Raw genomic sequence first — 24,026 nt, 5'->3', positions numbered from 1 at the left:
TGAAGAGATTCGCGAGACATGATCGAACCCGTTCCAGCCCGTTTCAACCTCGCCCGCTATTGCATCGCCGATCACGCGCGCGCCCATCCCGACAAAACGGCGATCGTCATCGTCGGCGACGAGGGCGAGCAGAGCTGGAGCTATGCGGCGCTCGATCGCGACGTGCGCGCGCTGGCGGCGGGCTTTCGCGGCCTCGGCCTTTCGCCCGGCGCGCGGGTGATGATCCGCATGGGCAATGAGGCCGGCGCCGTCCTTTCTTATTTCGCCGCCATCGCCGCGGGCTATGTCGCGCTGCTCGCCTCCTCGCAGCTCACTTTCGAGGAGGCCGCTTTCCTGCGCGAAGATTGCGGCGCCGCCGCGTTGGCGCTCGGCCGCGATTTCGAGAGCGAAGCGCATGAGCGCGCGGGCGTCGCCGTCTTGCGCGGTGATGATCTCGCGCGTCTCGCGCAGGGAGCGCCGCTCGCGCATTACGCCGACACGGCCGCCGACGATCCCGCCTATCTCGTCTACACTTCCGGCACGACGAGCCGGCCCAAGGGCGTGCTGCACGCTCATCGCGCGGCCTGGGCGCGCCGGCCGATGTATTCGCATTGGCAGGGCCTCACATCGGCGGATGTGATGCTGCATGCGGGCGCGATGAATTGGACCTATACGCTCGGCGTCGGCGTCGTCGATCCGCTCGCCAATGGCGCTTGCGCCGTGCTCTACAATGGCCGGCCCGACCCTTCCGTCTGGCCGCGCCTCATCGCGCGTCATCGCGCGACGATCTTCGCCGCCGTGCCGGGCGTCTATCGGCAGATTCTCAAATACGGGGAGCTCGAGACGCATGATCTCTCGAGCCTGCGGCATGGACTCACCGCCGGCGCCGCTCTTTCGCCGAGCCTCTTCGAGGAATGGCGCGCGCGCGCGAAGACCGAGCTTTATGAAGCCTTCGGCATGAGCGAGATCTCGACCTTTATTTCCAGCGCGCCGACGGTCCCCGTGCGGCCGGGCTCGCCGGGGCGCCCGCAGCCGGGCCGCATCGTTGCGGTGCTGCCGCGTGAGGAGGGCATCGAGCCGCTCGGCCCCGGCGAGACGGGCGTGCTCGCCGTGCGTCGCGACGAGCCGGGCTTGATGCTGCGCTATTGGAACCGGCCGGAGGAAGAGAAAGAGGCGTTTCGCGGCGACTGGTTCGTCTCCGGCGATCTCGTCGAGTTCGACGCCGATGGCTATATGTGGCACCACGGCCGCGCCGATGAGGTGATGAACGCTCTCGGCTATCGCGTCTCGCCGGCGGAAGTGGAGAAGTGCCTGCTGGCGCATCCGCTCGTCGCCGATGCGGCGGTCGCGGAACGGCCCGGCCGCGACGATCAGACGATCATCAAAGCCTATGTGATTCTGCGCGACGGCGCGAGGTTGGGCGAGGAGGACATGCTCGCTCATTGCGCCGAGCATCTGGCGGCCTACAAACGACCGCGACAGATCGTCTTTCTCGATGGGCTGCCGCGCAATCGCAATGGAAAGCTGATGCGCGCGGCATTGCCCTAGAGTCTTTCCGCGTTTCCACTTCGGCTGGAAACGCTCGAGCGCCTCGCGTCAGATGATTTGACGTGTCTCGAGATGCGAGGCTGAAGGCTCGCTCTTTTAAAACCCTTCGGTTCCGATGAAGCGGACTACGAGCGCATGTTCCCGAAAAGCGCGCGGTGGTTTTCGGAAAAAACATGCAAATCACATAACTCGAGAGCGCATTCGGACAGCATGTGTCCGAATGCGCTCTGATCTCGTCAGGCCTTGCGACGATCGCGAAGCGCGCGCGACGAAATGCTGGTGATCGGCGCGGCCTCCGCATCGGCCTCATTGGAGGCGACGAGAGCGGGCTTCTCGAAATTCTTGAAGGAGGCCTTCTCTTCCTTCGCGTTCACCGGCTTGCGCTCGGAGCGGATTTCCGTCGATTCCGCCGTGCCGAACAGCACGCCGCCCTTCTCGACCTCGATCTCGCCATAGATCCACTTGCCCTCGACGCGCCCGGTCGAGCGGACGATGAGCAATTGCTTGATGGTGATGTCGGTGCCGATGCGGCCGTAGATGTCCGCGTCGGAAACGGAGATCATGCCATTGACGACGCCCGACGGGCCGACGATCAGTTGGCTGCAGGAAATCTCGCCGTCGACGGCGCCGTCGACGACGATCGTGTCCTGCGCTTTCACCGAACCCGTCAGCGACACGCCTTCGCCGATATAGACGACATTCTTTTCTTCGGGTCGAAAGTCCTTCGTCACAGTGGTCTCCTTTATGTTGCGCCGTTGACCGGCTTCTTGGAATTAGAAATTCTCGGCGGGCGGAGCGACGTAGTCGCGCAGTCCCGCGGCTTCGAAATTGGTCCATGAACGTTCGAGCCATGTGCGCACATAACCGCGGAGCACGAAGGAGCGCGGTCGATTTTCGCCATCGCGCGCGGGCTCGTCGAACACGAAAGAGGAAAAGGGCAGCCCGCTGAGCTCCACGGCTTCATAGGCGAGCGGATCGAGCCGCGGCACGATGATCTCGCGGCTGGCGTCGCTCTCGCCGAGATAGCGCTCCGAGAAGCGGGGGTTCTCTTGAAAGAAGTTGGAGGCGTTGATGAAATTCTTGACGACTCGGTATTCGCATTTGCTCTTGTAGGGTCCGGCCTCCTCGAGCTCGGAGAGCGAGGCGACGGACGCGCCGATGAGATGCAGCACCAGCACGCGCGCCTCGCCATGCGCCGCGGCGTCGAGCAGCCCGACATCCTCCATGAAGCGCAGCGTGCGCATGAGCTGTCCGGCCTTTATGTCGACGATGGTGACGGCGTTGTGCGCGGTGAGGCTTTCGACGAGACGGGCCTGATGGCGCACGTCTCTGATGTCGATGATCTCTGCGATATCGGGATAGAAGCGCTTCAGCGCGCCGGTCGGCGCCTGCGTGTCGTAGACGCGCACCGCGCGGTTCGCCATCTGCAGGAAGTCGATGAGCAGCCGCGTCACCGTCGTTTTGCCGACTCCGCCCTTGTCGGCTCCGACCAGAACGAGCGGCGATGCGAGCATTATCCTGATTCCTCGGAATGATCTGCGCAGCGCCGTTCGATCGACGAACTCGTGGACTCGACGCGACGCTTTACGATGAAAGTTGTGAGAATCGCCTAGGCGATAATACTTAGTTCATAATGAGACAATTCGAGTTTACGACCACTTTGTCAATGCCGCCTCGGGGCCGGATGAAATTGAGCCGGGGATAAGAAACACATCCGTAATATCACATGCGAGGGCGCAGAGTCGACATGTCTCGCATGTGTCCGCTCGTCGCTGTTTCGAGAGGCGGTCGACCGAAAGGCGACTTACACGGCGACAGAGTGCCTGGCGGCCTTCGCTTCGAGATAAGCGTCGAAGGCGGCTGCGGCGAGACGCGCGAAAGGACGGCCTCGCGGCGCGATCGTCAGGCGGCGTCCGTCGAGCGCGACGAGGCCTTCGTCGAGGAGCGTCGACAGACGCGGCACGGCGTCGTCGAACGCGTCCTCGCGAAAATCATGCGCCGCCGCGATCGCGCCGAAATCGACTGTAAAATCACACATCAAGCGTTCGATGACGGCGCCGCGCGCTTTGTCTTCCGCGGTGAAGGCGAGCCCGCGCGAGATGGGCAGACGCTCGGCCTCGACGGAGCGGCGCCAGTTCCCCGTGTCGCCGATATTGCCGATATAGCCTTGCGGCAGCCGGCCGATGGAGGAGACGCCGAGGCCGATGAGCGCATCGGCCTGGTCGGTCGTGTAGCCTTGGAAATTGCGATGCAATTCGCCATTGCGCGCGGCCTGCGCCATCGTGTCCTGCGGCCGCGCGAAATGATCGAGGCCGATCGCCTCGAAGCCTTCCGCCTCCAGCGTCGCGCGAACCGCCTCCGCCTGGGCGAGGCGCTCGTTCGCGCCGGCGAGCGCGGCCTGATCGATCAGCTTTTGATGCACGGCGAACCAGGGCACATGGGCGTAGCCGAAAACGGCGAGGCGGCTCGGCGAAAGGTCCGCGGCGAGCTTAGCGGTGCGGATCACATCCTCGACGCTCTGCTCCGGCAGGCCATACATCAGATCGAAATTGATCGCCTCGAGGCCCGCCGCGCGCAGCAGCGCGACGCAGCGCTCCACCACCTCATAGGGCTGCTCGCGGCCGGCGGCCTTCTGCACATGCGGATTGAAATCCTGCACGCCGAGCGAGACGCGATCGACCCCCGACGCGACCAGCGCGTCGGCGAGCGCGGCGTCGACGAGGCGCGGGTCGAGCTCGATCGCATGCTCGACGTCGCGGGCGATGTCGAACTGCTCGCCGAGCACATGCGCCACCTCGCGGAAGCGCGCGGGGCCGAGCATGCTCGGCGTGCCGCCGCCCCAATGAATGGAGCGCACATGGCGCGCCGGCGTCGAGGCGGCGACGAGCTCGATCTCGCGCAGCAGCGTCTCCTTATAGGAGGTGAGCGGCGCGTCCTGGCGCAGCGCCTTGGTGTGGCAGCCGCAATAGGTGCAGATCGCCGGGCAGAAGGGCACATGCAGATAGAGCGACAGATTGGCCCGCGGCGACAGCTCGGCCAGCCAGCGCGCGGCCTGCTCTGGCCCGACATCCGCCGAGAAATGCGGGGCGGTGGGATAGCTCGTGTAACGCGGCGCCGAACGTTCGGCGAGAGCGAGAGAGGCGCTGGTCATCTTGCCGGCTCCGATGGAGGAAGGCCGTGAACCCCGGCCTTTTGCTCGAGATTAGTCCATTGGGGCGCGAGGGGCAAAAGCGCAAGAGAATCGAGGCGCCGGGCGGGCGAATTGTCGCGTCGCCGCGCCGGAACAATGGCCGAGATAGAGCAATTGTTAACGAGCCCGGGTCAACTATTGGATTTAGCAGAACTTTTGGATGCCGCCATGAAAATCCTCGAAAAGCTGACCGCAAGCGCCGAAAACAAAGGCGTCCTCGAAGCGCTCGATCGCTCCCTCGCGATCATCGAATTCGATCCGCAGGGCAATGTGCTCGGCGCGAATGAGAACTTCTGCCGGCTCCTCGGCTATGAGCCGGCCGAGATCATCGGCCGTCATCACCGCACTTTCGTGGAGCCCGATTATGCGGCGAGCGCCGAATATGCGCAGTTCTGGGCCAAGCTGGGGCGCGGCGAGTTCGATGCGCGCGAATACAGGCGCATCGGCAAGGGCAGCAAGGAGGTCTGGATCCAGGCCTCCTACAACCCCGTGCTGAACTCCCGCGGCCAGGTCCGCAAAGTGGTGAAGGTTGCGGCGGACATCACCGCGCAAAAGCTCAAATCCTCGGAAAATCAAGGCAAGCTCGACGCCATCTCCCGCGTCCAGGGCGTCATCGAATTCCAGACGGATGGCGCGATCATCACCGCGAACGAGAATTTTCTCGAGGTCGTCGGCTATCGCCTGGACGAGATCCAAGGCCGCCACCATCGCATGTTCGTCGATCCCGCCTATGCCGATTCCGCGGATTATCGGGAGTTCTGGAGCCGGCTCAATCGCGGGGAGCATCTCGCCGAGGAGTTCCGGCGCATCGGCAAGGGCGGCAAGGAAGTTTGGCTCCAGGCCTCCTATAATCCGATTTTCGATCCGGACGGCCGCATCGTCAAAGTGGTCAAATTCGCCACTGATGTGACGCAACGCGTTCGCGTCGTGAAGGAAATCGGCGACGGCCTCCGCCAGCTCGCGGAAGGGGACCTTCTGCAGCGAATCGAAAAGCCGTTCATTCCCTCGCTCGACAAGCTGCGCACCGACTTCAACGCGGCGGTCGGCCGCCTCGAGGTCGCGATCGGGGCGGTGGTTCGCGGGGCGGAGGTCATTCGCGCCGCCTCGGGAGAGATCAGCGGCGCGGCCGATGAATTGGCCAAGCGCACCGAACAGCAGGCGGCGAGCCTCGAAGAGACCTCGGCCGCGGTCGAGGAGATCACGACCGGCATGAAGCAAACGGCGAAGGGCGCCGCCGAGGCGCATCGCATCGCCGCGCGCGCCAAGGCCGATGCGCAGAGCAGCGGCGAGGTCGTCTCCAAAGCGGTCGCGGCCATGAGCCGCATCGAGAAATCCTCCGCCGACATCGGGCAGATCACCGGGGCGATCGACGAAATCGCCTTCCAGACCAATCTTCTGGCGCTCAACGCCGGCGTCGAGGCGGCGCGGGCGGGCGAGGCCGGGCGGGGCTTCGCCGTCGTCGCTTCGGAAGTGCGCGCGCTGGCCCAGCGCTCCGCCGAGGCCGCGAAGGAGATCAAGGTCTTGATCTCCTCCTCGTCGTCGGAGGTCAGCGCGGGCGTGCAGCTGGTGACGCAGGCGGGCCAGACGCTCGCGCAGATCGTCGCGCAAGTCTCGCAGATCAACGAGGTCATCGCCGCTATCTCCAACAGCTCGACGGAACAATCCGCCTCGCTCCAGCAGGTGAATGTCGCTGTCGGTCAGATGGATCAGGACACGCAGAAGAATGCGGCGATGGTGGAGGAGACCACCGCCGCCAGCCATAATTTGCGCGAGGAGGCGGAAGCTCTCTCGGATTGCGTCGGCATATTCCAGGTGGGCGTCGGTCGTCGCGACGCCGGCGAGCATCGGCGCGTCACGACCCCGCCGCGGACGCCGCGGCCGGCCTCGAGGCCGCTCTCTCGCGGCGCGTCTTCGGCCGTGAGGAAGATCGCGGTCGCGCCTGTGGACGAGAGCTGGGAGGAGTTCTGAACGGCGCGCGCGGCAGGCCGATGAAATCGGAAAACGCGCGCGCGAGACTTTTTGGCGCTTCGAGGCTTGGTCGAGGGGCGCGCGCAGGGCAATATTCTTCCTCGATTCTCAACGCGTCCCCGGAGCCTTCCATGTCGCATTTTTTCCGCTCGGCGAAGCTTCCGGCCCTTATCGGCCTGACGCTCGTCGCCATCGAGGCCACGCCCGCAGTCGCGGCGCAGCCGGTCGTCGCCGGCCGCTATGCGATCCTGCGCGCCGGCGACAAGGACACGGGCTGCATGCTGACGCTGGACGACCGCGCCCGCGGTCCCGGCGGCTTTCGCGCCCAGCTGGCGCCGGCCTGCCGCGACCAGGGCGTCGTCATCTTCGATCCGGTGGGCTGGTCGCTCGAGCGCGGCCGTCTCTCGCTCACCGCCCGCAAGGGCCACAAGGCGCATTTCGACCAGGAGCCCGACGGGCTCTGGCGCCGCGATGGCAAGGAAGGCAAGGCGCTGTCGCTGCGGCGCCTGTGACGGAAAAAAGGCCTCCCGGAGGGGAGTCCGGGAGGCCCTGCACTCGCCGTCGCGCGAGAGGGGGCGGGGAGGCGGCGGCGGGCTTCGGCGCTCCTGGCTGACCAGACGCCGAATTCTTCAAATCAAAAAAATCAGTTGCAGACCAGTCAGTTGCAGACCTGCACGCGGCGATAGGCGACGACATTGCCCCAGCCGTCGACGACGGGCTGATTGGCCGGATAGCAGCCGCCATAGCCATAGCCATAGCCATTGCCGTAATAGGGCTGCGAGGCGGCGGCCGCGACCGCGCCGACCGCTAGAGCGCCGAGCACGCCCGCCGCGACGGGGGCGCCCCAGCCGTAACCGCGATGGCCATAGCCGCCATAGCCCCAACCGGGTCGGCCATAGCCGCCATGACCCCAGCCGCCGCCGTGACCCCAGCCGCCGTGATGGCCCCAGCCGTCGGCGCGAGCCGGCGTGGCGGCGCCCACAGTCGTCGCGGCGATGACGCCCGCGACCGCGATCGCGGCGATTTTCGTGATATTCGCGCCCATGGACGCTCTCCTTCGCTCATTCGGCCGCGCCCTGCGCCGGCCGGCAATTCCCGATGACGAAGGAAAGGTTAACCTCGCGAAGCTGAACGGCGGATGGCCGCTTCGTTCATCTGGCCTTCAGGAAAGCGGGCAAAAAACGAATCAGTCGACGCGCTTCCAGCCGTCCATGCCGAGCCGCTCCTGCGGCAGGAAGCGGGCTTTATAGGCCATTTTGCGGGAGCCATCGACCCAATAGCCGAGATAGAGATGCGGCAGCGCGGCGCGGCGCACCCGCTCCACGTGGTCGAGAATCATGAAGGCGCCGAGCGAGCGTTCGTCCAACGCCGGATCATAGAAGGAATAGACCATCGACAGGCCGTCGGCGAGAAAATCGGTCAGGCAGCAGGCGACGAGCCGGTCCGGCCCGCCATTGGGGCCGGGCAGCCGATATTCGATGAGCCGCGTCTCCACATGGCTGTCCTCGACCATCATCTGATAGTCGACCATGCTCATATCGGCCATGCCGCCGTCATTGTGCCGCGCGCCGACATAGGCGCGGAACAGCCCATATTGCTCGGTCACGGCATGGGGGCGGCGCGCCTCGGAGAACAGGTCGGCATTGCGCCGCGCCACCCGGCGCAAGCCTTTGGATTGCTGGAACTCTTCGACCTTCACGCGCACCGAGACGCAGGCCCGGCAAGTCTCGCAGGCCGGCCGATAGGCGATGGTCTGCGAGCGGCGGAAGCCCGATTGCGTCAAAGTGTCGTTGAGCGCCGGCGCGCGGCGGCCGATGAGATGGGTAAAGACCTTGCGCTCGTCGCGCCCGGGCAGATAGGGGCACGGCGCCGGCGAGGTGAGATAGAATTGCGGCGCGTCGCGGGGCTCTCTCGTCACGCTGGTCTCGTCCTGTCGCCGAATTCGATATACCGCACGCTCCGACGCCTTCCAGCGCGGGCAGACAGGGATATTAGAATCGACGCCCGCGCAGCGCCAAGAATTTTTCGCTTTGACGTCTCAATCGGCGCGCCTAAGCACGATCACATCCGCCAGAATGTCGTGCAGGCAGCGCTTGTCGGGGGTGATGAAGGTGACGAGCAGCAGAGGCGGAAACAGCCAGCTCACGTAAAAGAGCACGCCCTGGACGGCCGCATTGAGGAAAGGGGCGGGCGCGCCATCGGCGAGTCGGACCTCGAGGTCCATGGCGCGCATTCCCGGCGTCGCCCGCCGCCAGCCGGAGACGGTGAGGCCGTTGTAGAAAAAGGCGACGAGCGGAAACATCGGCGGCAGCAGCAGGGCCGAAAGGCCGAAGCTCAGCACCAGAAGCGCGAGCCACAGCGCCGCCGACAGCAGCGCAACCGCGATGAAATCGAGGCAGACGGCCAGCACGCGGCGCGTGCGCACCCCGACCAGCGCCTCTCGCGGCGGGAGCGGCCCCGGCGAGACCGGATAGGTGCGGCCGTCGCCGCCGGCTTCGTACATTTTCGTCGCGTCCTCTCTCGTCGATACCGCGGCAGATGTCGGCGGCGCGGGGGCGAGCGTCAAGCTCGGACGGGAGGAAAGCGGGGATTATTTCGTCTCGCGCTTGACGGCGCCGGTCGCGGCTTGTCATGCCTCCCCTCCGCCCTGGATGCGGGGCGCCGCGGTCCCCTCCAGAGCCCCCGAGCCTCAGAGTCCGAAGTTTCCCTCAGAGCCCTTTAGGAGAAGATCATGGCCAGCAACAGGGTTGCCGCCCGCGAGATGGAGGCCAGCGCCGGGATCGATCCGACCGGCGAGGTGAATGGCGGTCATTTGCGATCATTCGTCGAGCGGATCGAGCGGCTCGAGGAGGAAAAGCGCGCCATCGCCGACGACATCAAGGACGTCTATGGCGAGGCCAAGAGCACCGGCTTCGATCCCAAGATCATGCGCAAGATCATCTCTCTGCGCCGCCAGGACAAGCACAAGCGCGCCGAGGAGGAAGAGATTCTCGAGCTCTATATGGCCGCGCTCGGCGAGTGACCCGCCGGCCTGAGCCTCGACTGGTAAGCCTCCGTTAACCATAACTCCTTAACGCTCGACTCCATCGCGCCTGCTTCGACAGGGCGTCCGCGCGAGGGAACGAGTGGCTTCCGCCAGATCTCAGAGCCGCGCCGCGGCAATGACGTTGATCGCTTTGTCGCTGGCTGCGCCGGCGGCGATCGCCCCCTCGCGCCCGGCGCAGGGCCAGACGCTCTCGCCCTCTTCGCTCGACATCGCCCCGCTGCGCGATCTGCCCGCCGTGCCGCCCATTCCCGGCGCGGAGGCGGCGCCGCCCTTCGTCAATCAACCTTCGACCCAGGAGCGGCGGGGCGCTCCCGAAGTTTCCCCCGGAGCGCCCAATTACGGATTGCCGCGCGCGCGCGCGCGCCTGCCGAGGCCCAATCCGCCGCCGCCGCCCTTGAAGCCGCCGCCGCTCTCGCCGGCCCATCCGCTGCCGCCGCTCGAGGCCTATAAGACCTCGGTCCAGGCCAAGGAGAAGATCAGGCGTCAGGCCAGGCTGCGCATGCGCGGCTTCCGCGGCGCGCTCGATCTGCCGGCCGAGCGTCCGCCGCCGCCCAATGTCGCGCTGCCCGCGCAGATTCCGGCGAGGCCGAAGCCGATCGTCGACGCCAATCCCTATGCGCCGCTCGGCCTGGGCGTCGGCTCGCTGCGGCTCTACCCCTATGCCGAGCCGACCTACGGCTATGACACCAACCCCAATCGCGTGACCTCCGACGTCCAGGGCTCGAAATTCTTCCGCGTCGACGCGGGCCTCAGGCTGCGCTCGGAATGGATGCGCGACGAGGTGCAGGGCAATCTGCGGCTCGGCTATGTGGATTATTTCAGCGTCGACAACGCCGATCGGCCGGATGGCGTCGGCGATATCTTCTATCGCTGGGACGTCGCGCGCGACACGAAGGTGAAATTCGAAGGAAAGTTCACGCTCGACACGCAGCGGCCGGGCGCGCCGGGCCTCGTCACCAGCCTGCCCAATGTCGTCGTCGTCAATCGTCCGCTCATCGTCTCGCTCGGGACCGCCGTCGGCGTGACGCAGAGCTTCGGCCGACTCGACGCGACGATGCGCGGGACCTTCGACCGCTGGATCTTCCAGAACGCCAATTACAACGACGGCTCCTCGCTCAATCTGATGAGCACGAGCTATAGCGATCCCGGGCTCAATCCGCGCCTCGCCTATGAGCTCAATCCATCGACCAAGCCTTATGTCGAGGCGACGATCGACAAGCGCACGCATGACAGCTGGCTCGATCCTTACGGCTATGCGCGCGACAGCACGGGCGTCTCGGGACGTATCGGCACGACCTTCAAGATCACCGATCTCGTCAAGGGCGAGGCCTCGGGCGGCTATGCGCAACGCGACTATGCCGATCCGCGCCTGCCGCGCCTGCGCGGGCCGATCATCGACGCCGCCATCATCTATACGGCGACGCCGCTCACCACGATCACCTTGCGCGCCGGAACGACGCTCTCCGAGACGACGCTGCAGGCCGCGGCCGGCGTGCTCTCGCGCAATGTCACATTCGATGTGACGCATGCGATGTTCCGCAATTTCACCATCACCGCCACCGGCAGCTACCAGACCAACAATTACCAGGGCGCAAATACGTTCGAGCAGGTCGGCACGGCGGGCGTGAAGCTCGAATATAAGCTCACCCGCTCCATCTCGATCAAAGGCAGCTATTTCTGGCAGCGCCTCGTCAGCTCGACGGCCAATTCCAATTTCACCGCCAATGTCATCATGGGCGGGCTTCGCTTCGAGCCGTAGAAGCGTTGCGCTCGGCCCATTTCACGCGGCCGACCTCGAGGCCCCAGACGGCGCCGAGATAGATGAAGAAATAGCGCCAATGGTCGATGTCGATCTGCAGCGCCTGCAGGAAGAACACGAACATCGCCGACCAGATGAGCTGCCCATGCCGCAGATAGGGCGAGCGCGTCAGCGACAGGCGGAAGCCGACGAAGGTCGTCGTCAGCACGAGGCCGAGAAAGGCGAAGCCGCCGAGCCAGCCATTGGAGGCGAAGGCGTTGATGTAGCTGTTATGCGGCTCGAGCCCGAAGGTGAGGCGAAATCGCAGCGGCCCCATGCCGTTGGGCCGCTCCACCAGCATGGGCAGCGAGCGTTTCTGATTGCCGAAGCGGCCCGTCGGGCCTTCGTCATAATCCTGCGTCGCCGAGGCGCGCTTGTAGAAGAATTCGCGCACCGAGGGCTCGGTGAGCGCCGCGCCGACGCCCACCACGACGATTCCGACGACAGCGAGCGCCATGAAGCCGATGCGCATGCGCATCTTGCGCGAATCCGCCGTCGCCACCGACATGATCGTCATCAGCGCGATCGACACCACCGCCGCGCCCCAGGAGCCGCGCGAGAAGGAGGTGAACAGCGCCGCGCCGGAGAGCGCGAGGCCCGCGAGCGTCACCGGCCAATAGGCCCAGCGGCCGAGCAGCAGGCGCTGCACGAAATAGAGCACGCCCGGCACCATATAGGAGCCCAGAACATTGGGGTCCTTGAAGGGCGCCATGGCGCGGCCGTCGAGCGTCATCGTCATCGGATTGCCGAACAGGCCGGCCCAGGAGCCGACAGCGATCACCGCCGCCAGCATGCAGCTCGCCGCATAGCCGCTCATGCACAGATCGAAGCGCCTCGACGTGTTCTCCGAGAAGAACAGCATATAGAAGACGCCCGTCGTCGAGATGAACAGCGTATGCGTCATGAACTCGACGGGATCGGGCTCGTTCCAATAGGGAATGAGCGAGATGTAGCCGCCGAGCGCCCACAGCACGAGAAAGGCGACGCCCGGAAGAACGGCGCGATGAATGCGCACGCCGCCCAGAACCCAGACGATGAGCGTCAGCAGGATGAGCCCGTCATAGGGCGAAGGCTCGATGAACACCACCGAGCCGGAAAAGGAGGTGATCCAGAACAGCGCGTTGAGCAGCCGCGGATAGTTCAATGTCCAGCGGGGCTGCGGCGCCGCGGTCGCGGCCTCGGTCATCGCTTGTCCCATATCGGAACGGTCCAGGAGGTCGCGCGCCTTTGGGCGCGACGCGCGCGAGGTGAGGACGGCGCCTCCGGAATTTGCTAGCCTCGTCATGGTTAAGAAAGCGTGACCTTGGCTTGATAGAGCGCTTTCCGCTCGAACGATTCGGTTCGAGCGGTCAGAATTCGCTCCAAATGAGAAGCGAGAGCCTTTCTGATCCGATAGGGATCGGAAAGGCTCTCGCGAAGCGACATCATGCGCCCTTGCCGGTCCGCGATGAAACAGCTTCGCTTCTTTCACTCCCCGCCCGAATTGGGAATTTGCAAGAGATGAACCAACGATTTTCGGCGACGCGCCTCCTGCACGAGAAGCGGCTCGACGGCGCGCTGCTTCGCGCCGCGGAGGCCGAGGGCGAGGCGGTTCTCGCCTCTCTGCGCAGCTCGCGCGCGGGGCTCAGCGTGCGCGAGGCGGCGCATCGGCTGCGGCGCGTCGGGCTCAATCGCATCGCCCATGAGCGGCGCCCCAGCCTGCTGCGCGAGCTCGCCGGCAGGGCGAAGAATCCACTCAACGCGCTGCTGCTCGCCCTCGCCGTCGCCTCTTACGCGCTCGGCGATCTGCGCGCTTCGGTCGTCATCGCGGCGATGGTGGTGCTGAGCGTCGGCCTCGCCTTCTTCCAGGAGCATCGTTCCAACGAGGCCGCCGCGCGCTTGCAGGCCATGGTGCGCACGCACGCCTCCGTGCGCCGGCCGGGCGCGCATACGGCGGATAATTTCGTCGAGGAGCCGATCGAGCGGCTCGCGCCCGGCGACATCGTGCGCCTCTCCGCCGGCGACATGATCCCCGCCGATCTGCGCCTGCTGGAGGCCAAGGACCTTTTCGTCAATCAATCGGCGCTGACCGGCGAATCCATGCCGGTGGAGAAATTCGCGCATGCCGCCCCGGCGAGCGATCCTTTCGCCGCGCAAAATCTCGCGCTGATGGGCGCGAATGTGGTCAGCGGCTATGCGACCGCTATCGTCGTCGAGACGGGGCGGCGCACATGCCTCGGCGCGCTCGCCGACAAAATGGCCGGCGCGCGCGTCGAGACCAGCTTCGACAAGGGGCTGACGCGCTTCACTCTGCTGATGGTCTTCTTCATGGCGGTGATGGCGCCGGCGGTGTTCATCATCAATGGCGTCACCAAGGGCGACTGGCTGGAGGCGCTGCTCTTCGCCGTCTCCGTCGCCGTGGGCCTGACGCCCGAAATGCTGCCGATGATCGTCACCGTCAATCTCGCCAAGGGCGCGATCGCCATCGCCAGCAAGAAGGTGATCGTGAAGCGGCTCAACTCCATCCAGAATTTCGGCGCGATGGATGTGCTGTGCACCGACAAGACCGGCACGCTGACGCAGGACCGCATCATACTGAAGCGCCATCTCGACATATTCGGCGAGGAGGCGGATCGCGTTCTCGAATTCGCCTTTCTCAACAGCCATTTTCAATCGGGCTTGAAGAATCTGCTCGATCGCGCCGTGCTCGACCATCACGAATTGGCGACCGCGCTGCGTCCCGATCATGAATTCGAGAAGATCGACGAAATTCCCTTCGATTTCGAGCGGCGCCGCCTTTCCGTCGTCGTGCGCCGCGACGACGGTCCGCATCTGCTCATTTGCAAAGGCGCCGTGGAGGAGCTCTTCGCCATTTCGGCGCGCTATGAGACGGAGAAAGATTGCGGCGCGCTCGATCCGTCGCATCTCGAGGCGGCGCAGCGCGAGACCGAGGAGCTGAACGCGGATGGTTTCCGCGTCGTCGCCGTCGCCTATAAGGAGCTGCCGCCGGAGCAGACGAGCTTTTCCATCGCCGACGAGAGCGCGCTGACGCTGCTCGGCTATATCGCCTTTCTCGATCCGCCCAAGGAAAGCGCGGCGCCCGCCATAGCGGCGCTCGCCAAAGCCGGCGTCGCGGTGAAGATATTGACCGGCGACAATGACATTGTGACGCGCAAGATATGCAAGGATGTGGGGCTCGAGGTCGGGCGCATCGTGCTCGGGTCGCAGATCGAGACGATGAGCGAGGAGGATTTGTCGGCTCTCGCTTCGGAGACGAGCGTTTTCGCCAAGCTCTCGCCGCCGCAGAAGGCGCGCGTCATCGACGCGCTGCATCGCAAGGGCCACGTCGTCGGCTATCTCGGCGACGGCATCAATGACGGGCCGGCGCTGAAGGCGGCCGATGTCGGAATTTCGGTCGACACGGCCGTCGACGTCGCCAAGGAGACGGCCGATATCATCTTGCTCGAGAAGAGCCTCGCCGTGCTCGGCGAAGGCGTGCTCGAGGGCCGCAAAGTCTTCGCCAACATCACCAAATATATCAAGATGGGCGCGAGCTCGAACTTCGGCAATATGTTCAGCGTGCTCGGCGCGAGCGTGTTCCTGCCCTTTCTGCCGATGACGCCGATACAGGTGCTCACCAATAATCTGCTCTATGATTTTTCGCAGACGGCGATCCCGACCGACAATGTCGACAAGGAATATCTCGACCGGCCGCGCCGCTGGGACATAGACAACATCGCCAAATTCGTGCTTTTCATCGGGCCGATCAGCTCGATCTTCGATTATGCGACTTTCGCGCTGATGATCTACGCTTTCGGCGCTTGGACCGATCCGGCGCTGTTCCAGAGCGGCTGGTTCGTCGAATCGCTGCTGACGCAGACGCTGATCATCCACATCATCCGCACGGCGCGGATTCCCTTCATCGAGAGCCGTGCGAGCAATGCTCTGCTGCTGACGACTCTCGTCGTCTGCCTCATCGGCGCGGCGCTGCCCTTTTCGCCCATCGCCGGCGTCTTCGGCTTCACGCCGCTGCCGCTGCTCTATTGGCCGGCGATTTTCTCCTTCCTGATCTGCTACAGCGTGCTGGCGCATTTGGTGAAGAGCTGGTTCGTGAAGAAATGGGGGATGTGATGGAGGCGAAATCTTCGTGCGCGATTCCTTCTCCCGCCTGCGGGAGAAGGCAGCCCGACGAAGTCGGGTCGGATGAGGGCCCGCTGCGAATGACAGCGAAAGCGATGAAAGACCCGCATACGGTCGTGAGCCCTCATCCGACCCTCGCTGACGCGAGGGCCACCTTCTCCCACGAATGGGAGAAGGAATTGCGCGCATTCTGCGAGATTTCGGGAGCCCTCGGATCATGACATTCGGCGCGCAGGACGAGACCGTCCGCTTTCTCATGGCGCAGGGCGACGATGTGCGGACGATCGTCACGCATATCTCGATCGTCGTGCTGACCAAGGAGCGCGTCTATAAGCTCAAGCGCGATGTCGTCTTTCCCTATCTCGATTTTCATACGCCGCAGATACGCTCGGCGATGTGCGAGCGCGAATATGCGCTCAACCGCCGCACGGCGCCGCAGCTCTATCTCGCCGTGCGCCGGATCACGCGCGGGGACGATGGCGCGCTGTGTTTCGACGGCGATGGCGCGCTCGTCGACGCCGTCGTCGAGATGCGGCGCTTCGAGGAGGCAAACCTCCTCGACAATCTCGCCGTCGCCGGCCGCCTCTCGGCGCCGCTCGTCGAGCGTCTCGCCGAGCGCATCGCGCAATTTCACGATTGCGCTGAAGTGGTCGAGGGTCGCGGCGGCGCTGCGGTCATGGCCTCGCCGCTCGATCTCGGCGAGGCGAGCTCGCTCGCCAAATCGCCTGTCGTCTCGGCGCAGGAACGACGCGCGCTCGCCGATGAGCTGCGCGCGGCGGCGCAAAAGCATGACGCGTTGCTCGATCGCAGGCGCGACGCCAGCAAGGTGCGGCGCTGCCACGGCGATCTCACGCTGCGCAACATCTGCCTCGTCGACGGCGAGCCGACGCCATTCGATTGCATCGAATTCTCCGACGAGCTGGCGACGATCGACATTCTCTATGATCTCGCCTTTCTGCTCATGGATCTGCGCCGCCGCGGGCAGGACAAGCTTGCAGCGCTCGCGCTCAATCGCTATCTCGATGCGCGCGACGAGGCCGACGGCCTGCCGCTGCTGCCCTTCTTCATGGCGCTGCGCGCTGCGATTCGCGCCGACGTCGCCGCCGCGCGCGCGCTGGACGCGGACGCCGATCAGGCGGCGCTGAACGCGGAGACGCGCGATTATTTCGATCTCGCACGCACGCTGCTGCGACCAGCTGCGCCGCGCATCGTCGCGATCGGGGGCCTCAGCGGCTCCGGCAAGTCGAGCGTCGCGGCGGCGCTGGCGCCGCTGGCGGGCGCTGCGCCAGGGGCGCGAACGCTCAACAGCGATCGATTGCGCAAAACGCTCTTCGGCGTCGCGCCGACCTCGCCTCTGCCGCAGGAGGCATATACCGTCGCCGTCTCCGCCAAGGTCTATGAAGCGATGCAGAGCGAGGCGCTGCGCGCCGCCTCATTCGGCTGGTGCGTCATCGTCGACGCCGTCTATGCGCGTCAGAGCGAGCGCGACGCCCTAGAAGAGGCGGCGCGGCGCGCGGGCGTTCCCTTCGCGGGCTTTTGGCTCGACGCCGATGGGCCGGTTCGCGTTTCGCGCGTCGGCGCGCGCAAGGGCGACGTGTCGGATGCGACGCAGGAGATCGCGGCGCGGCAGCGCAATTATGATCTCGGCGAGATGCGATGGACGCATATCGACGCATCACGGGAGCTGGACGTGATCGCAGAGGATATAGCGGCGCGTTTGCCCCCTCCCCAACCCTCCCCCGCTGCGCGGGAGAGGGAGTAGGCGGCGCGCTTCATCGAGGATGAGCGAAACGCCGATCGTTGGCGTCTCCCTCTCCCGCGCAGCGGGGGAGGGGGCCTTCACGGAATCAGCACCGCTGCGCCCTGCAGCCGACCCTCGCGCAAATCCGCGAGCGCCTCATTCGCCGCAGTCAGCGGATAGCGCACGACATGCGTGTCGATTCCGATCTGCGGCGCGAGCGCGAGAAATTCGCGGGCGTCCTCGCGCGTGAGATTGGCGACCGAGACGAGCCGGCGCTCCTCCCACAGCAGCGAATAGGGGAAGGCGGGAATGTCGCTCATGTGAATGCCGCCGCAGACGACGATTCCGCCCTTGCGCACCGCTGCGAGCGCGCGTGGAACCAGCGCGCCGACGGGCGCGAAGATGATGGCGGCGTCGAGCTTTTCCGGCGGCGTCTCGTCGGAGCCGCCGGCCCAGACAGCGCCGAGCGAGAGCGCGAAATCGCGCGCCGCCACATCGCCGGGGCGCACGAAGGCGAAGATGCGCCGGCCTTGCGCCTGCGCGGCTTGCGCGATGATATGCGCCGCGGCGCCGAAGCCATAAATGCCGATATTGCGCGCATCGCCCGCCATCTTCAGCGAGCGCCAGCCGATCAGGCCTGCGCAGAGCAGCGGCGCCAGCGTCGCGGCGTCGCCTTCGCTCGGCAGCGGGAAGCAGTAAGAGGCGTCGGCGACCGTATGCGTGGCGTAGCCGCCGTCGCGCGTGTAGCCGGTGAAGAGCGGATCGTCGCAGAGATTTTCGCGGCCGCTGGAGCAATAGGGGCAGCAGCCGCAGGTGTGGCCGAGCCAGGGCACGCCGACACGCTCTCCGACAGCGAAGCCTGCGACGCCCGCTCCGATCGCCGCCACGCGGCCGACGATCTCATGGCCGGGGACGATCGGCAGCTTAGGATGCGCGAGCTCGCCGTCGACGACATGGAGATCGGTGCGGCAGACGCCGCAGGCCTCGACCTCAAGCAGCAATTCGCCGGCGTCGGCATGGGGCAGGGGGCGGCGCTCGGCCTCGAGCGGCGTGCCGGGCCGCCGCAGGACCATGGCGGTCATCTCGGCGGCGCTCATGCGGGGGCGAGCCTCTTGGAAAAGAACATGCGATTGTGGCCGGGCGGAAAATCGGCGATCTCGCCGAAGCGGGTAAAACCGAATCGCTCATAGAGCGCCGCGGCGCGGGGGTCGAAACTGTCGATATAGAGGCCGAGGCAGGAGCGCGAGAGCGCCTCGTCCTCGGCGCGTCGCAGCAGCGCGGTTCCGAGCCCCATGCCGCGACGCTCCAGCGAGACCCACAAATGCCTTATATAGAGCCAACGCCAGTGGAAGACGCCGTTGAGCCCGCCGATCAGCGCGCCCTTCTCGTCATGGGCGACGATGGAGAAGGGCGCCTCGTCGCGGGGGCGGAAGCGGGCGGCGATCTCGCCGCCGAGCGCCGCCGCGACGGCCGGACTCTCGCGGGCGAGGTCGTGGAAGACGACGGACAGCGTTTCCGCGGCAGGGGTTGTTTCGGGAGGAGTTTTCTCGGTCATGGATCATCCCCCGCGCAGGAGCGCGCCTCCGCGAAGGAGCGCGGCGCGTTTATTCTGGGCGCTCGCCGCTCTCGCCGCAATCGCGCCGCGCGCCGAGGCGCGCGAGGCGGCGCGGCGTCTCGCAGATTATCGGCCTGTCTTTCTCGAATGCCATGGACCCGCCGGCGAGACGCGCCTCGCCATTCGTCGCATGCGGCTCGATGGAGAGGCGGTCGCGCTGACGGTGGAGCCGGCGACGCTGGAGACGAGCCTCGAGGCGGAAAGCGCCTGGCGCTGCCGCGAGACGACAGAGGCCGAGCAGAAGGAGACGCGCTTCCTGCGCGCTTTGCGGCCGCGGCCGGGCGACCCCGACGAGCCGCGTCTCGCCGCCGTCGGGCGCAGCCTCTCGACCAGCGCCGGGCTCGGCCATGGGGCCGGGGCGGGCTCGTTTCTCACCGGCGATCTCTGCCCGAGCCGGAGGCCGCTGGATCGAGAATTTTTGCGCCGTCTCGCCGATGTCGTTCCGGGCGCGCCGCTGGCGCTCTCGGTCTCCGGCCTGTGGCTGGAGCGCCATGGGGCGGATTTCGATTGGCTGATGGATGAGGCTGCGAGCGGGACGCTGCGAATCGCCTGGGTCGGCCATTCCTACAGCCACCCTTATGTTCCGCGCCTCGCCGATGCGCAGAATTATCTCCTGCGGCCGGGCGTCGACATCGACGCCGAGGTCTTCCGGGTCGAGCGGCTGCTGATCGAGCGCGGCGCGACGCCCTCGGTGTTCTTCCGGTTCCCAGGTCTCGTCGCCGACGCCCGGCTGATGGAGGAGCTGCGGCTCCGGCATTTGATCGCGCTGGGCGCGGACGCCTGGCTGGTGCTGTCGCCGCCGCCACGGGACGGCTCGATCGTGCTTGTCCATCCCAATGGCAATGAGCCGGCGGGACTGCGGCTGTTCTCGAGACTCTTGGAGCAGGGCCGGCTGCCGCAGCCGTTCCGGCGGATCGAGGAGGCGCCGGAGTAAAGGACGCGATCCCTTCACCCTTCGGGAAACAAAAGCGGCTCATAATCCATAGCGCCGTGCAGCACATGGATCACATCGACCGTCTCTTGCCCGATCCGGTAGAAGATCAGATAGGAGCCATGGACTCGGCGGCGGATTCCGACGCGCTCGAAACGCGGCGCGAGGGGAAATCGCTTCGGCATGTCGCCGAGGCCCTCGCATGCCTCCCGGAGCTCCCGCACGCATGAGATGGCCCTCTGGGGACTTTCCTCGGCAATATGCTCGCCGATCCGCTCGAGGTCGACCTCGGCCTGCGCGGTCATGACGACGATCATAGGCCCTCAGCTTCGGCGTTCGGCTTCCGCCTTGGCCCTGAACTTGGCCTCCAGCCGGTCGAAGACGGCGCTCGCGGGCTCGACGCGCCCGGCCTCTGCGTCGGCAATGCCTCGGGCAATCGCGAGGTCCAGCGCGGCAAGGCGGGCTTCGCGCTCCTGGATGAGCCGCACCCCTTCCCGCAGAACCTCACTCTTCGAATTGTAGCGGCCGGACGCCACCAGCTCGGCGACGAACGCCTCCAGCTGGTTCCCCAAGTCCGCGCTGATGGCCATGACATCACCCTTCGACATCGCAAGTCGGTTATTGGAATTATGTCATGCGCCAATAACTGTTATCAAGCGAATCCCGACAACGAGCGTGGTCGAGACGTTTGAAATTGCCGGCTTGCCAGAATATCGACCCCAAAGAGCAGCTCCATCGGGTTTTCCCTCGGCCCCGGTTCCGCTCAAAAGCTCGAACCGTACCGGCCGCGCAGGGCTGCGCATCCAGGTCGACGACTCCTCTGCAGCCGCGTCATGGCCGCGCTCGTCGCGGCCATCCACGCCAGGACATCGCGACACGCGGGGAGAAGAGGCTGCGCCGTTCCGCTCATGTTCTTAGGCTTTCCGAGACGTCGCGGCGTGGATGGCCGCGACGAGCGCGGCCATGACGCTGCAAACATGTCTGCTCGTCAGCCCGATTCGGAGCCCTGGTTTCGCCGCGCCCTTACATTGACAAGGGTTCGGCCGCCTCTTATCTCTCGGCCGTCGCCGCGCCGCAGACGCGAGCGCGAGCGCACGGCCGCGCCCGCCGACCTTTCGAAAAGAAATTGGCAAATCGAAAGGAACATGTGCGAAAAGGCGGCCTCCGCCGGCTCCTCGCCGGAGGCTCATCTAGAAAGGTTTGCGCATGCTCGGCGCTCTCGCCAAAAAGATTTTCGGCTCGGCCAATGACCGCCGGCTCAAGACCTATCAGCCGAAGGTCAAGGCGATCAACGCTTTGGAGGCCGAGCTCGCTGCTTTGTCCGATGAGGCGCTGCGCGGGCGCACCGAGGAGTTCCGCGAACAGCTCGCGAACGGCAGGCGGCTGGACGATCTGCTCGTCCCGGCCTTCGCCACCGTCCGCGAGGCGGCCAAGCGCGTGCTCGGCCAGAGGCATTTCGATGTGCAGCTGATCGGCGGCATGGTCCTGCACGAGGGCGCCATCGCCGAGATGCGCACCGGCGAGGGCAAGACGCTGGTGGCGACGCTCGCCGTCTATCTCAACGCGCTGGCCGGCCGCGGCGTTCATGTCGTCACCGTCAACGACTATCTCGCCCGCCGCGACGCGGAATGGATGGGCCGGGTCTATCGCTTCCTCGGCCTCAGCGTCGGCGTCATCGTCCACGATATTTCGGACGAGGAGCGCGCCGACGCCTATCGCTGCGACATCACCTACGGCACCAATAACGAATTCGGCTTCGACTATCTGCGCGACAATATGAAATATGAGCTGGCGCAGATGGTGCAGCGCCCGCATGTCTACGCCATCGTCGACGAGGTGGATTCGATCCTCATCGACGAGGCGCGCACGCCGCTCATCATTTCCGGCCATTCGGACGACAAGTCCGATCTCTACAACGCCATCGACAAGCTCATCCCCAAGCTCGACAGGGAAGATTACGAGCTCGACGAGAAGCAGCGCACCGTCAATCTGACGGAGTCCGGCAATGAGCATATGGAGGAGCTGCTGTCGGAGGCCGGCGTGCTCGTCGACGGCGCGCTCTACGAGGCGCAGAACGTCACGCTCGTTCACCACGTCAATCAAGGCTTGCGCGCGCACAAGCTGTTCCAGCGCGATAAGGATTACATCGTCCGCAAGGGCGAGGTCGTCATCATCGACGAGTTCACCGGCCGCATGATGCCGGGCCGGCGCTATTCGGAAGGCCTGCATCAGGCGCTCGAGGCCAAGGAGCATCAGGCCGTTCAGCCCGAGAATGTCACGCTCGCCTCCATCACCTTCCAGAATTATTTCCGCCTCTATGAGAAGCTCGCCGGCATGACCGGCACGGCCTCGACGGAGGCCGAGGAGTTCGCCGAGATCTACAAGCTCGAGGTCTTGGAGATGCCGACGAATCGCCCGGTGCAGCGCATCGACGAGGACGACGAGGTCTATCGCACCGGACGCGAGAAGCTCGACGCCATCGCGCGCGAGATCGAGGAGGCGAACGCCAAGATGCAGCCGCTGCTCGTCGGCACGACCTCGATCGAGAAGTCCGAGCAGCTGGCGGAGTTCCTGCTCGCCAAAGGCTATAAGCAGATCGACTTCTCCGAGCCGACCAAGGCGCTCGGCAAGCTCTATGAGGCGGCGCGCAGCGGCCAGCCGTCGCGGCAGTTCGCCGTGCTCAACGCGCGCTTCCACGAGCAGGAGGCCTATATCGTCGCCGAGGCCGGCGTGCCCGGCGCGATCACCATCGCCACCAATATGGCCGGCCGCGGCACCGACATTCAGCTCGGCGGCAATATAGAGATGCGCGTCGCGCAGGAATATGCCGGGCTCGAGGGCGCGGCTCGCGAGGCGAAGGAGGCCGAGATTCGCGCCGAGATCGCCGATTTCAAGGAAAAGGCGCTCGCGGCCGGCGGCCTCTACATCATCGGCACGGAGCGTCACGAGAGCCGCCGCATCGACAATCAGCTGCGCGGCCGCTCTGGCCGTCAGGGCGATCCCGGCCGCTCGAAATTCTTCCTGTCGCTGCAGGACGATCTCATGCGCATCTTCGGCTCCGAGCGCATGGAGAGCATGCTGGTGAAGCTCGGCCTGCAGGACGGCGAGGCGATCGTCCATCCCTGGATCAACAAGGCGCTGGAGAAGGCGCAGCACAAGGTCGAGGCGCGCAACTTCGACATACGCAAGAACATCCTCAAATTCGACAATGTGATGAACGACCAGCGCAAGGTGATCTTCGAGCGCCGGCGCGAGATCATGGCGGAGGAGAGCGTCGAGGAGACGGTGAACGAGATGCGCGAGGATGTCGTCGCCGAGCTCGTCACGAAGCACATTCCGGCGAATGCCTATGCCGAGGCCTGGGACGTCGAAGGCCTCGCCGAGGCGGCGCGCACGCAGCTCAATCTCGATCTGCCGATCGAGGATTGGGCGAAGGAAGAGGGCATCGCCGACGAGGAGATCAAGGAACGTCTGCTCGTCGCGGCGAACCAGTCCTACGCCGAGCGCGTCGAGCGCAACACCGAGCAGCTCTCGCGCATGATCGAGAAGCAGGTGGTGCTGCAAGCGCTCGATCATCTGTGGCGCGATCATCTCGTCGTGCTCGACCATCTCCGCCAGGTGATCGGCTGGCGCGGTCTGGCGCAGCGCGATCCGCTCAACGAATATAAGTCCGAGGCGCTGGAGCTGTTCCGCAGCCTGATGACGCATTGGGACGAGACCGTCGTCTCGCAGCTGATGCGCGTCGAAGTGTCCTTCGAGGCGCCGCCGGTCCCGGCCGAGCTGCCGCCTATGGAATATGTGCATCCCGATCCGAACGCCGCCGGCGGCGGAGAGAGCGCGCTCGCCGAGCTCAACGCCCGCCTCGCCGCGGCGGATTTTTCATCGCAGGCGATCGGCGGCGGCGCAGAGGCGGCGCGCGATCCCGCCAATCCCGGGAGCTGGGGCAAGGTCGGCCGCAACGAGCCCTGTCCCTGCGGCTCGGGCAAGAAGTTCAAGCATTGCCACGGCGCATTGGTGTGAGCGAATAGCGAGCGGGGCTGAACTACTCGCTACTCGCTATTCGCCTTTGGAATCCTGCTGCTACCGGAGCC

The 24,026-nt window shown here is 65.6% G+C and carries 20 protein-coding genes; 9 read left to right on the top strand and 11 right to left on the bottom strand.

Annotated features, from left to right (window positions below):
• The first annotated feature begins 18 nt into the window (after positions 1–18).
• On the top strand, positions 19–1,527 hold the full coding sequence (locus tag AC6IY7_RS03710; RefSeq protein ID WP_497781679.1) for an acetate--CoA ligase: 1,509 nt from the start codon (positions 19–21) through the stop codon (positions 1,525–1,527).
• Positions 1,528–1,763: 236 nt separating this feature from the next.
• Here AC6IY7_RS03710 and AC6IY7_RS03705 read toward each other — a convergent pair whose 3' ends face one another.
• From AC6IY7_RS03705 to hemN, 3 genes are all read right to left on the bottom strand, one after another.
• Positions 1,764–2,258: a bactofilin family protein gene (locus AC6IY7_RS03705; protein ID WP_497781678.1), complete on the bottom strand. Its 495-nt coding sequence runs from the start codon at positions 2,256–2,258 to the stop codon at positions 1,764–1,766.
• A gap of 42 nt (positions 2,259–2,300) precedes the next feature.
• Positions 2,301–3,041: a P-loop NTPase family protein gene (locus tag AC6IY7_RS03700; RefSeq protein WP_497781677.1), complete on the bottom strand. Its 741-nt coding sequence runs from the start codon at positions 3,039–3,041 to the stop codon at positions 2,301–2,303.
• Positions 3,042–3,331: 290 nt separating this feature from the next.
• Positions 3,332–4,678 carry an oxygen-independent coproporphyrinogen III oxidase gene (gene hemN, locus AC6IY7_RS03695; RefSeq protein ID WP_497781675.1) on the bottom strand — a complete coding sequence of 449 codons (1,347 nt, stop codon included), beginning with the start codon at positions 4,676–4,678 and terminating at the stop codon, positions 3,332–3,334.
• Between the two features lie 207 nt (positions 4,679–4,885).
• Between hemN and AC6IY7_RS03690 the strand changes: the two genes are divergently transcribed.
• Both AC6IY7_RS03690 and AC6IY7_RS03685 read left to right on the top strand, forming a co-directional pair.
• Positions 4,886–6,685, top strand: a complete 1,800-nt coding sequence (locus AC6IY7_RS03690; RefSeq protein WP_497781674.1) for a methyl-accepting chemotaxis protein — start codon at positions 4,886–4,888, stop codon at positions 6,683–6,685.
• 131 nt (positions 6,686–6,816) lie between these two features.
• Positions 6,817–7,197 carry an AprI/Inh family metalloprotease inhibitor gene (locus tag AC6IY7_RS03685; RefSeq protein WP_497781673.1) on the top strand — a complete coding sequence of 127 codons (381 nt, stop codon included), beginning with the start codon at positions 6,817–6,819 and terminating at the stop codon, positions 7,195–7,197.
• 146 nt (positions 7,198–7,343) lie between these two features.
• Here the strand turns inward: AC6IY7_RS03685 and AC6IY7_RS03680 are convergent, their stop codons facing one another.
• The 3 genes from AC6IY7_RS03680 to AC6IY7_RS03670 all read right to left on the bottom strand — a co-directional run bounded on the left by AC6IY7_RS03680 (position 7,344) and on the right by AC6IY7_RS03670 (position 9,188).
• Positions 7,344–7,730, bottom strand: coding sequence for a hypothetical protein (locus AC6IY7_RS03680; RefSeq protein ID WP_497781671.1), 387 nt, complete (start codon positions 7,728–7,730; stop codon positions 7,344–7,346).
• Between the two features lie 141 nt (positions 7,731–7,871).
• Positions 7,872–8,603, bottom strand: coding sequence for an arginyltransferase (locus tag AC6IY7_RS03675; RefSeq protein ID WP_497781670.1), 732 nt, complete (start codon positions 8,601–8,603; stop codon positions 7,872–7,874).
• Between the two features lie 120 nt (positions 8,604–8,723).
• Positions 8,724–9,188 carry an RDD family protein gene (locus AC6IY7_RS03670; protein ID WP_497781669.1) on the bottom strand — a complete coding sequence of 155 codons (465 nt, stop codon included), beginning with the start codon at positions 9,186–9,188 and terminating at the stop codon, positions 8,724–8,726.
• Positions 9,189–9,446: 258 nt separating this feature from the next.
• Here AC6IY7_RS03670 and AC6IY7_RS03665 point away from each other — a divergent pair, with 258 nt between their 5' ends.
• A complete protein-coding gene (locus tag AC6IY7_RS03665) occupies positions 9,447–9,707 on the top strand; it encodes a DUF2312 domain-containing protein (protein ID WP_497782772.1) in 261 nt (86 codons plus the stop codon).
• Positions 9,708–9,846: 139 nt separating this feature from the next.
• Entirely contained in the window at positions 9,847–11,490 is a 1,644-nt protein-coding gene (locus AC6IY7_RS03660) for an outer membrane beta-barrel protein (protein ID WP_497781668.1), read from the top strand.
• Here the strand turns inward: AC6IY7_RS03660 and AC6IY7_RS03655 are convergent.
• On the bottom strand, positions 11,462–12,715 hold the full coding sequence (locus AC6IY7_RS03655; RefSeq protein WP_497781667.1) for an O-antigen ligase family protein: 1,254 nt from the start codon (positions 12,713–12,715) through the stop codon (positions 11,462–11,464). The genes AC6IY7_RS03660 and AC6IY7_RS03655 overlap by 29 nt on opposite strands.
• 314 nt (positions 12,716–13,029) lie before the next feature.
• On the opposite strand from AC6IY7_RS03655, the gene mgtA reads away from it, so the two are divergent.
• Together mgtA and AC6IY7_RS03645 are read left to right on the top strand one after the other, a co-directional pair.
• On the top strand, positions 13,030–15,639 hold the full coding sequence (mgtA, locus tag AC6IY7_RS03650) for a magnesium-translocating P-type ATPase (protein WP_497781666.1): 2,610 nt from the start codon (positions 13,030–13,032) through the stop codon (positions 15,637–15,639).
• A gap of 226 nt (positions 15,640–15,865) precedes the next feature.
• A complete protein-coding gene (locus AC6IY7_RS03645; RefSeq protein WP_497781665.1) occupies positions 15,866–17,410 on the top strand; it encodes a bifunctional aminoglycoside phosphotransferase/ATP-binding protein in 1,545 nt (514 codons plus the stop codon).
• A 77-nt stretch (positions 17,411–17,487) separates the two neighbouring features.
• Here the strand turns inward: AC6IY7_RS03645 and AC6IY7_RS03640 are convergent, their stop codons facing one another.
• Together AC6IY7_RS03640 and AC6IY7_RS03635 are read right to left on the bottom strand one after the other, a co-directional pair.
• Positions 17,488–18,471, bottom strand: coding sequence for a zinc-dependent alcohol dehydrogenase family protein (locus AC6IY7_RS03640; RefSeq protein WP_497782771.1), 984 nt, complete (start codon positions 18,469–18,471; stop codon positions 17,488–17,490).
• 11 nt (positions 18,472–18,482) lie between these two features.
• Positions 18,483–18,944 carry a GNAT family N-acetyltransferase gene (locus AC6IY7_RS03635; protein WP_497781664.1) on the bottom strand — a complete coding sequence of 154 codons (462 nt, stop codon included), beginning with the start codon at positions 18,942–18,944 and terminating at the stop codon, positions 18,483–18,485.
• Here AC6IY7_RS03635 and AC6IY7_RS03630 point away from each other — a divergent pair.
• The gene (locus AC6IY7_RS03630) at positions 18,943–19,938 is read left to right on the top strand and encodes a polysaccharide deacetylase family protein (RefSeq protein WP_497781662.1); all 996 of its coding nucleotides are present in this window, start codon (positions 18,943–18,945) and stop codon (positions 19,936–19,938) included. The two genes, AC6IY7_RS03635 and AC6IY7_RS03630, sit on opposite strands and share 2 nt — an antisense overlap.
• A 14-nt stretch (positions 19,939–19,952) precedes the next feature.
• Here the strand turns inward: AC6IY7_RS03630 and AC6IY7_RS03625 are convergent, their stop codons facing one another.
• Both AC6IY7_RS03625 and AC6IY7_RS03620 read right to left on the bottom strand, forming a co-directional pair.
• Positions 19,953–20,252 carry a type II toxin-antitoxin system RelE/ParE family toxin gene (locus AC6IY7_RS03625; protein WP_497781661.1) on the bottom strand — a complete coding sequence of 100 codons (300 nt, stop codon included), beginning with the start codon at positions 20,250–20,252 and terminating at the stop codon, positions 19,953–19,955.
• 6 nt (positions 20,253–20,258) lie between these two features.
• Positions 20,259–20,525 carry a type II toxin-antitoxin system ParD family antitoxin gene (locus AC6IY7_RS03620; RefSeq protein ID WP_497781660.1) on the bottom strand — a complete coding sequence of 89 codons (267 nt, stop codon included), beginning with the start codon at positions 20,523–20,525 and terminating at the stop codon, positions 20,259–20,261.
• 616 nt (positions 20,526–21,141) lie between these two features.
• Between AC6IY7_RS03620 and secA the strand changes: the two genes are divergently transcribed.
• Entirely contained in the window at positions 21,142–23,955 is a 2,814-nt protein-coding gene (gene secA / locus AC6IY7_RS03615; RefSeq protein WP_497781659.1) for a preprotein translocase subunit SecA, read from the top strand.
• Positions 23,956–24,026: the final 71 nt, after the last annotated feature.

The organism is Methylosinus sp. is20ea (genome assembly GCF_059718135.1).
Note: the sequence above shows the minus strand (reverse complement) of the source record. Positions and strands in the feature narration are given on the sequence as shown.

Coding starts and splice junctions, on each gene's coding strand:
- AC6IY7_RS03710 (WP_497781679.1), top strand. CDS start 19: ATGATCGAACCCGTTCCAGCCCGTTTCAACCTCGCCCGCTATTGCATC.
- AC6IY7_RS03700 (WP_497781677.1), bottom strand. CDS start 3,041: ATGCTCGCATCGCCGCTCGTTCTGGTCGGAGCCGACAAGGGCGGAGTC.
- hemN (WP_497781675.1), bottom strand. CDS start 4,678: ATGACCAGCGCCTCTCTCGCTCTCGCCGAACGTTCGGCGCCGCGTTAC.
- AC6IY7_RS03690 (WP_497781674.1), top strand. CDS start 4,886: ATGAAAATCCTCGAAAAGCTGACCGCAAGCGCCGAAAACAAAGGCGTC.
- AC6IY7_RS03685 (WP_497781673.1), top strand. CDS start 6,817: ATGTCGCATTTTTTCCGCTCGGCGAAGCTTCCGGCCCTTATCGGCCTG.
- AC6IY7_RS03680 (WP_497781671.1), bottom strand. CDS start 7,730: ATGGGCGCGAATATCACGAAAATCGCCGCGATCGCGGTCGCGGGCGTC.
- AC6IY7_RS03670 (WP_497781669.1), bottom strand. CDS start 9,188: ATGTACGAAGCCGGCGGCGACGGCCGCACCTATCCGGTCTCGCCGGGG.
- AC6IY7_RS03665 (WP_497782772.1), top strand. CDS start 9,447: ATGGAGGCCAGCGCCGGGATCGATCCGACCGGCGAGGTGAATGGCGGT.
- AC6IY7_RS03660 (WP_497781668.1), top strand. CDS start 9,847: ATGACGTTGATCGCTTTGTCGCTGGCTGCGCCGGCGGCGATCGCCCCC.
- AC6IY7_RS03655 (WP_497781667.1), bottom strand. CDS start 12,715: ATGACCGAGGCCGCGACCGCGGCGCCGCAGCCCCGCTGGACATTGAAC.
- mgtA (WP_497781666.1), top strand. CDS start 13,030: ATGAACCAACGATTTTCGGCGACGCGCCTCCTGCACGAGAAGCGGCTC.
- AC6IY7_RS03645 (WP_497781665.1), top strand. CDS start 15,866: ATGACATTCGGCGCGCAGGACGAGACCGTCCGCTTTCTCATGGCGCAG.
- AC6IY7_RS03640 (WP_497782771.1), bottom strand. CDS start 18,471: ATGACCGCCATGGTCCTGCGGCGGCCCGGCACGCCGCTCGAGGCCGAG.
- AC6IY7_RS03630 (WP_497781662.1), top strand. CDS start 18,943: ATGGATCATCCCCCGCGCAGGAGCGCGCCTCCGCGAAGGAGCGCGGCG.
- AC6IY7_RS03635 (WP_497781664.1), bottom strand. CDS start 18,944: ATGACCGAGAAAACTCCTCCCGAAACAACCCCTGCCGCGGAAACGCTG.
- AC6IY7_RS03625 (WP_497781661.1), bottom strand. CDS start 20,252: ATGATCGTCGTCATGACCGCGCAGGCCGAGGTCGACCTCGAGCGGATC.
- AC6IY7_RS03620 (WP_497781660.1), bottom strand. CDS start 20,525: ATGGCCATCAGCGCGGACTTGGGGAACCAGCTGGAGGCGTTCGTCGCC.
- secA (WP_497781659.1), top strand. CDS start 21,142: ATGCTCGGCGCTCTCGCCAAAAAGATTTTCGGCTCGGCCAATGACCGC.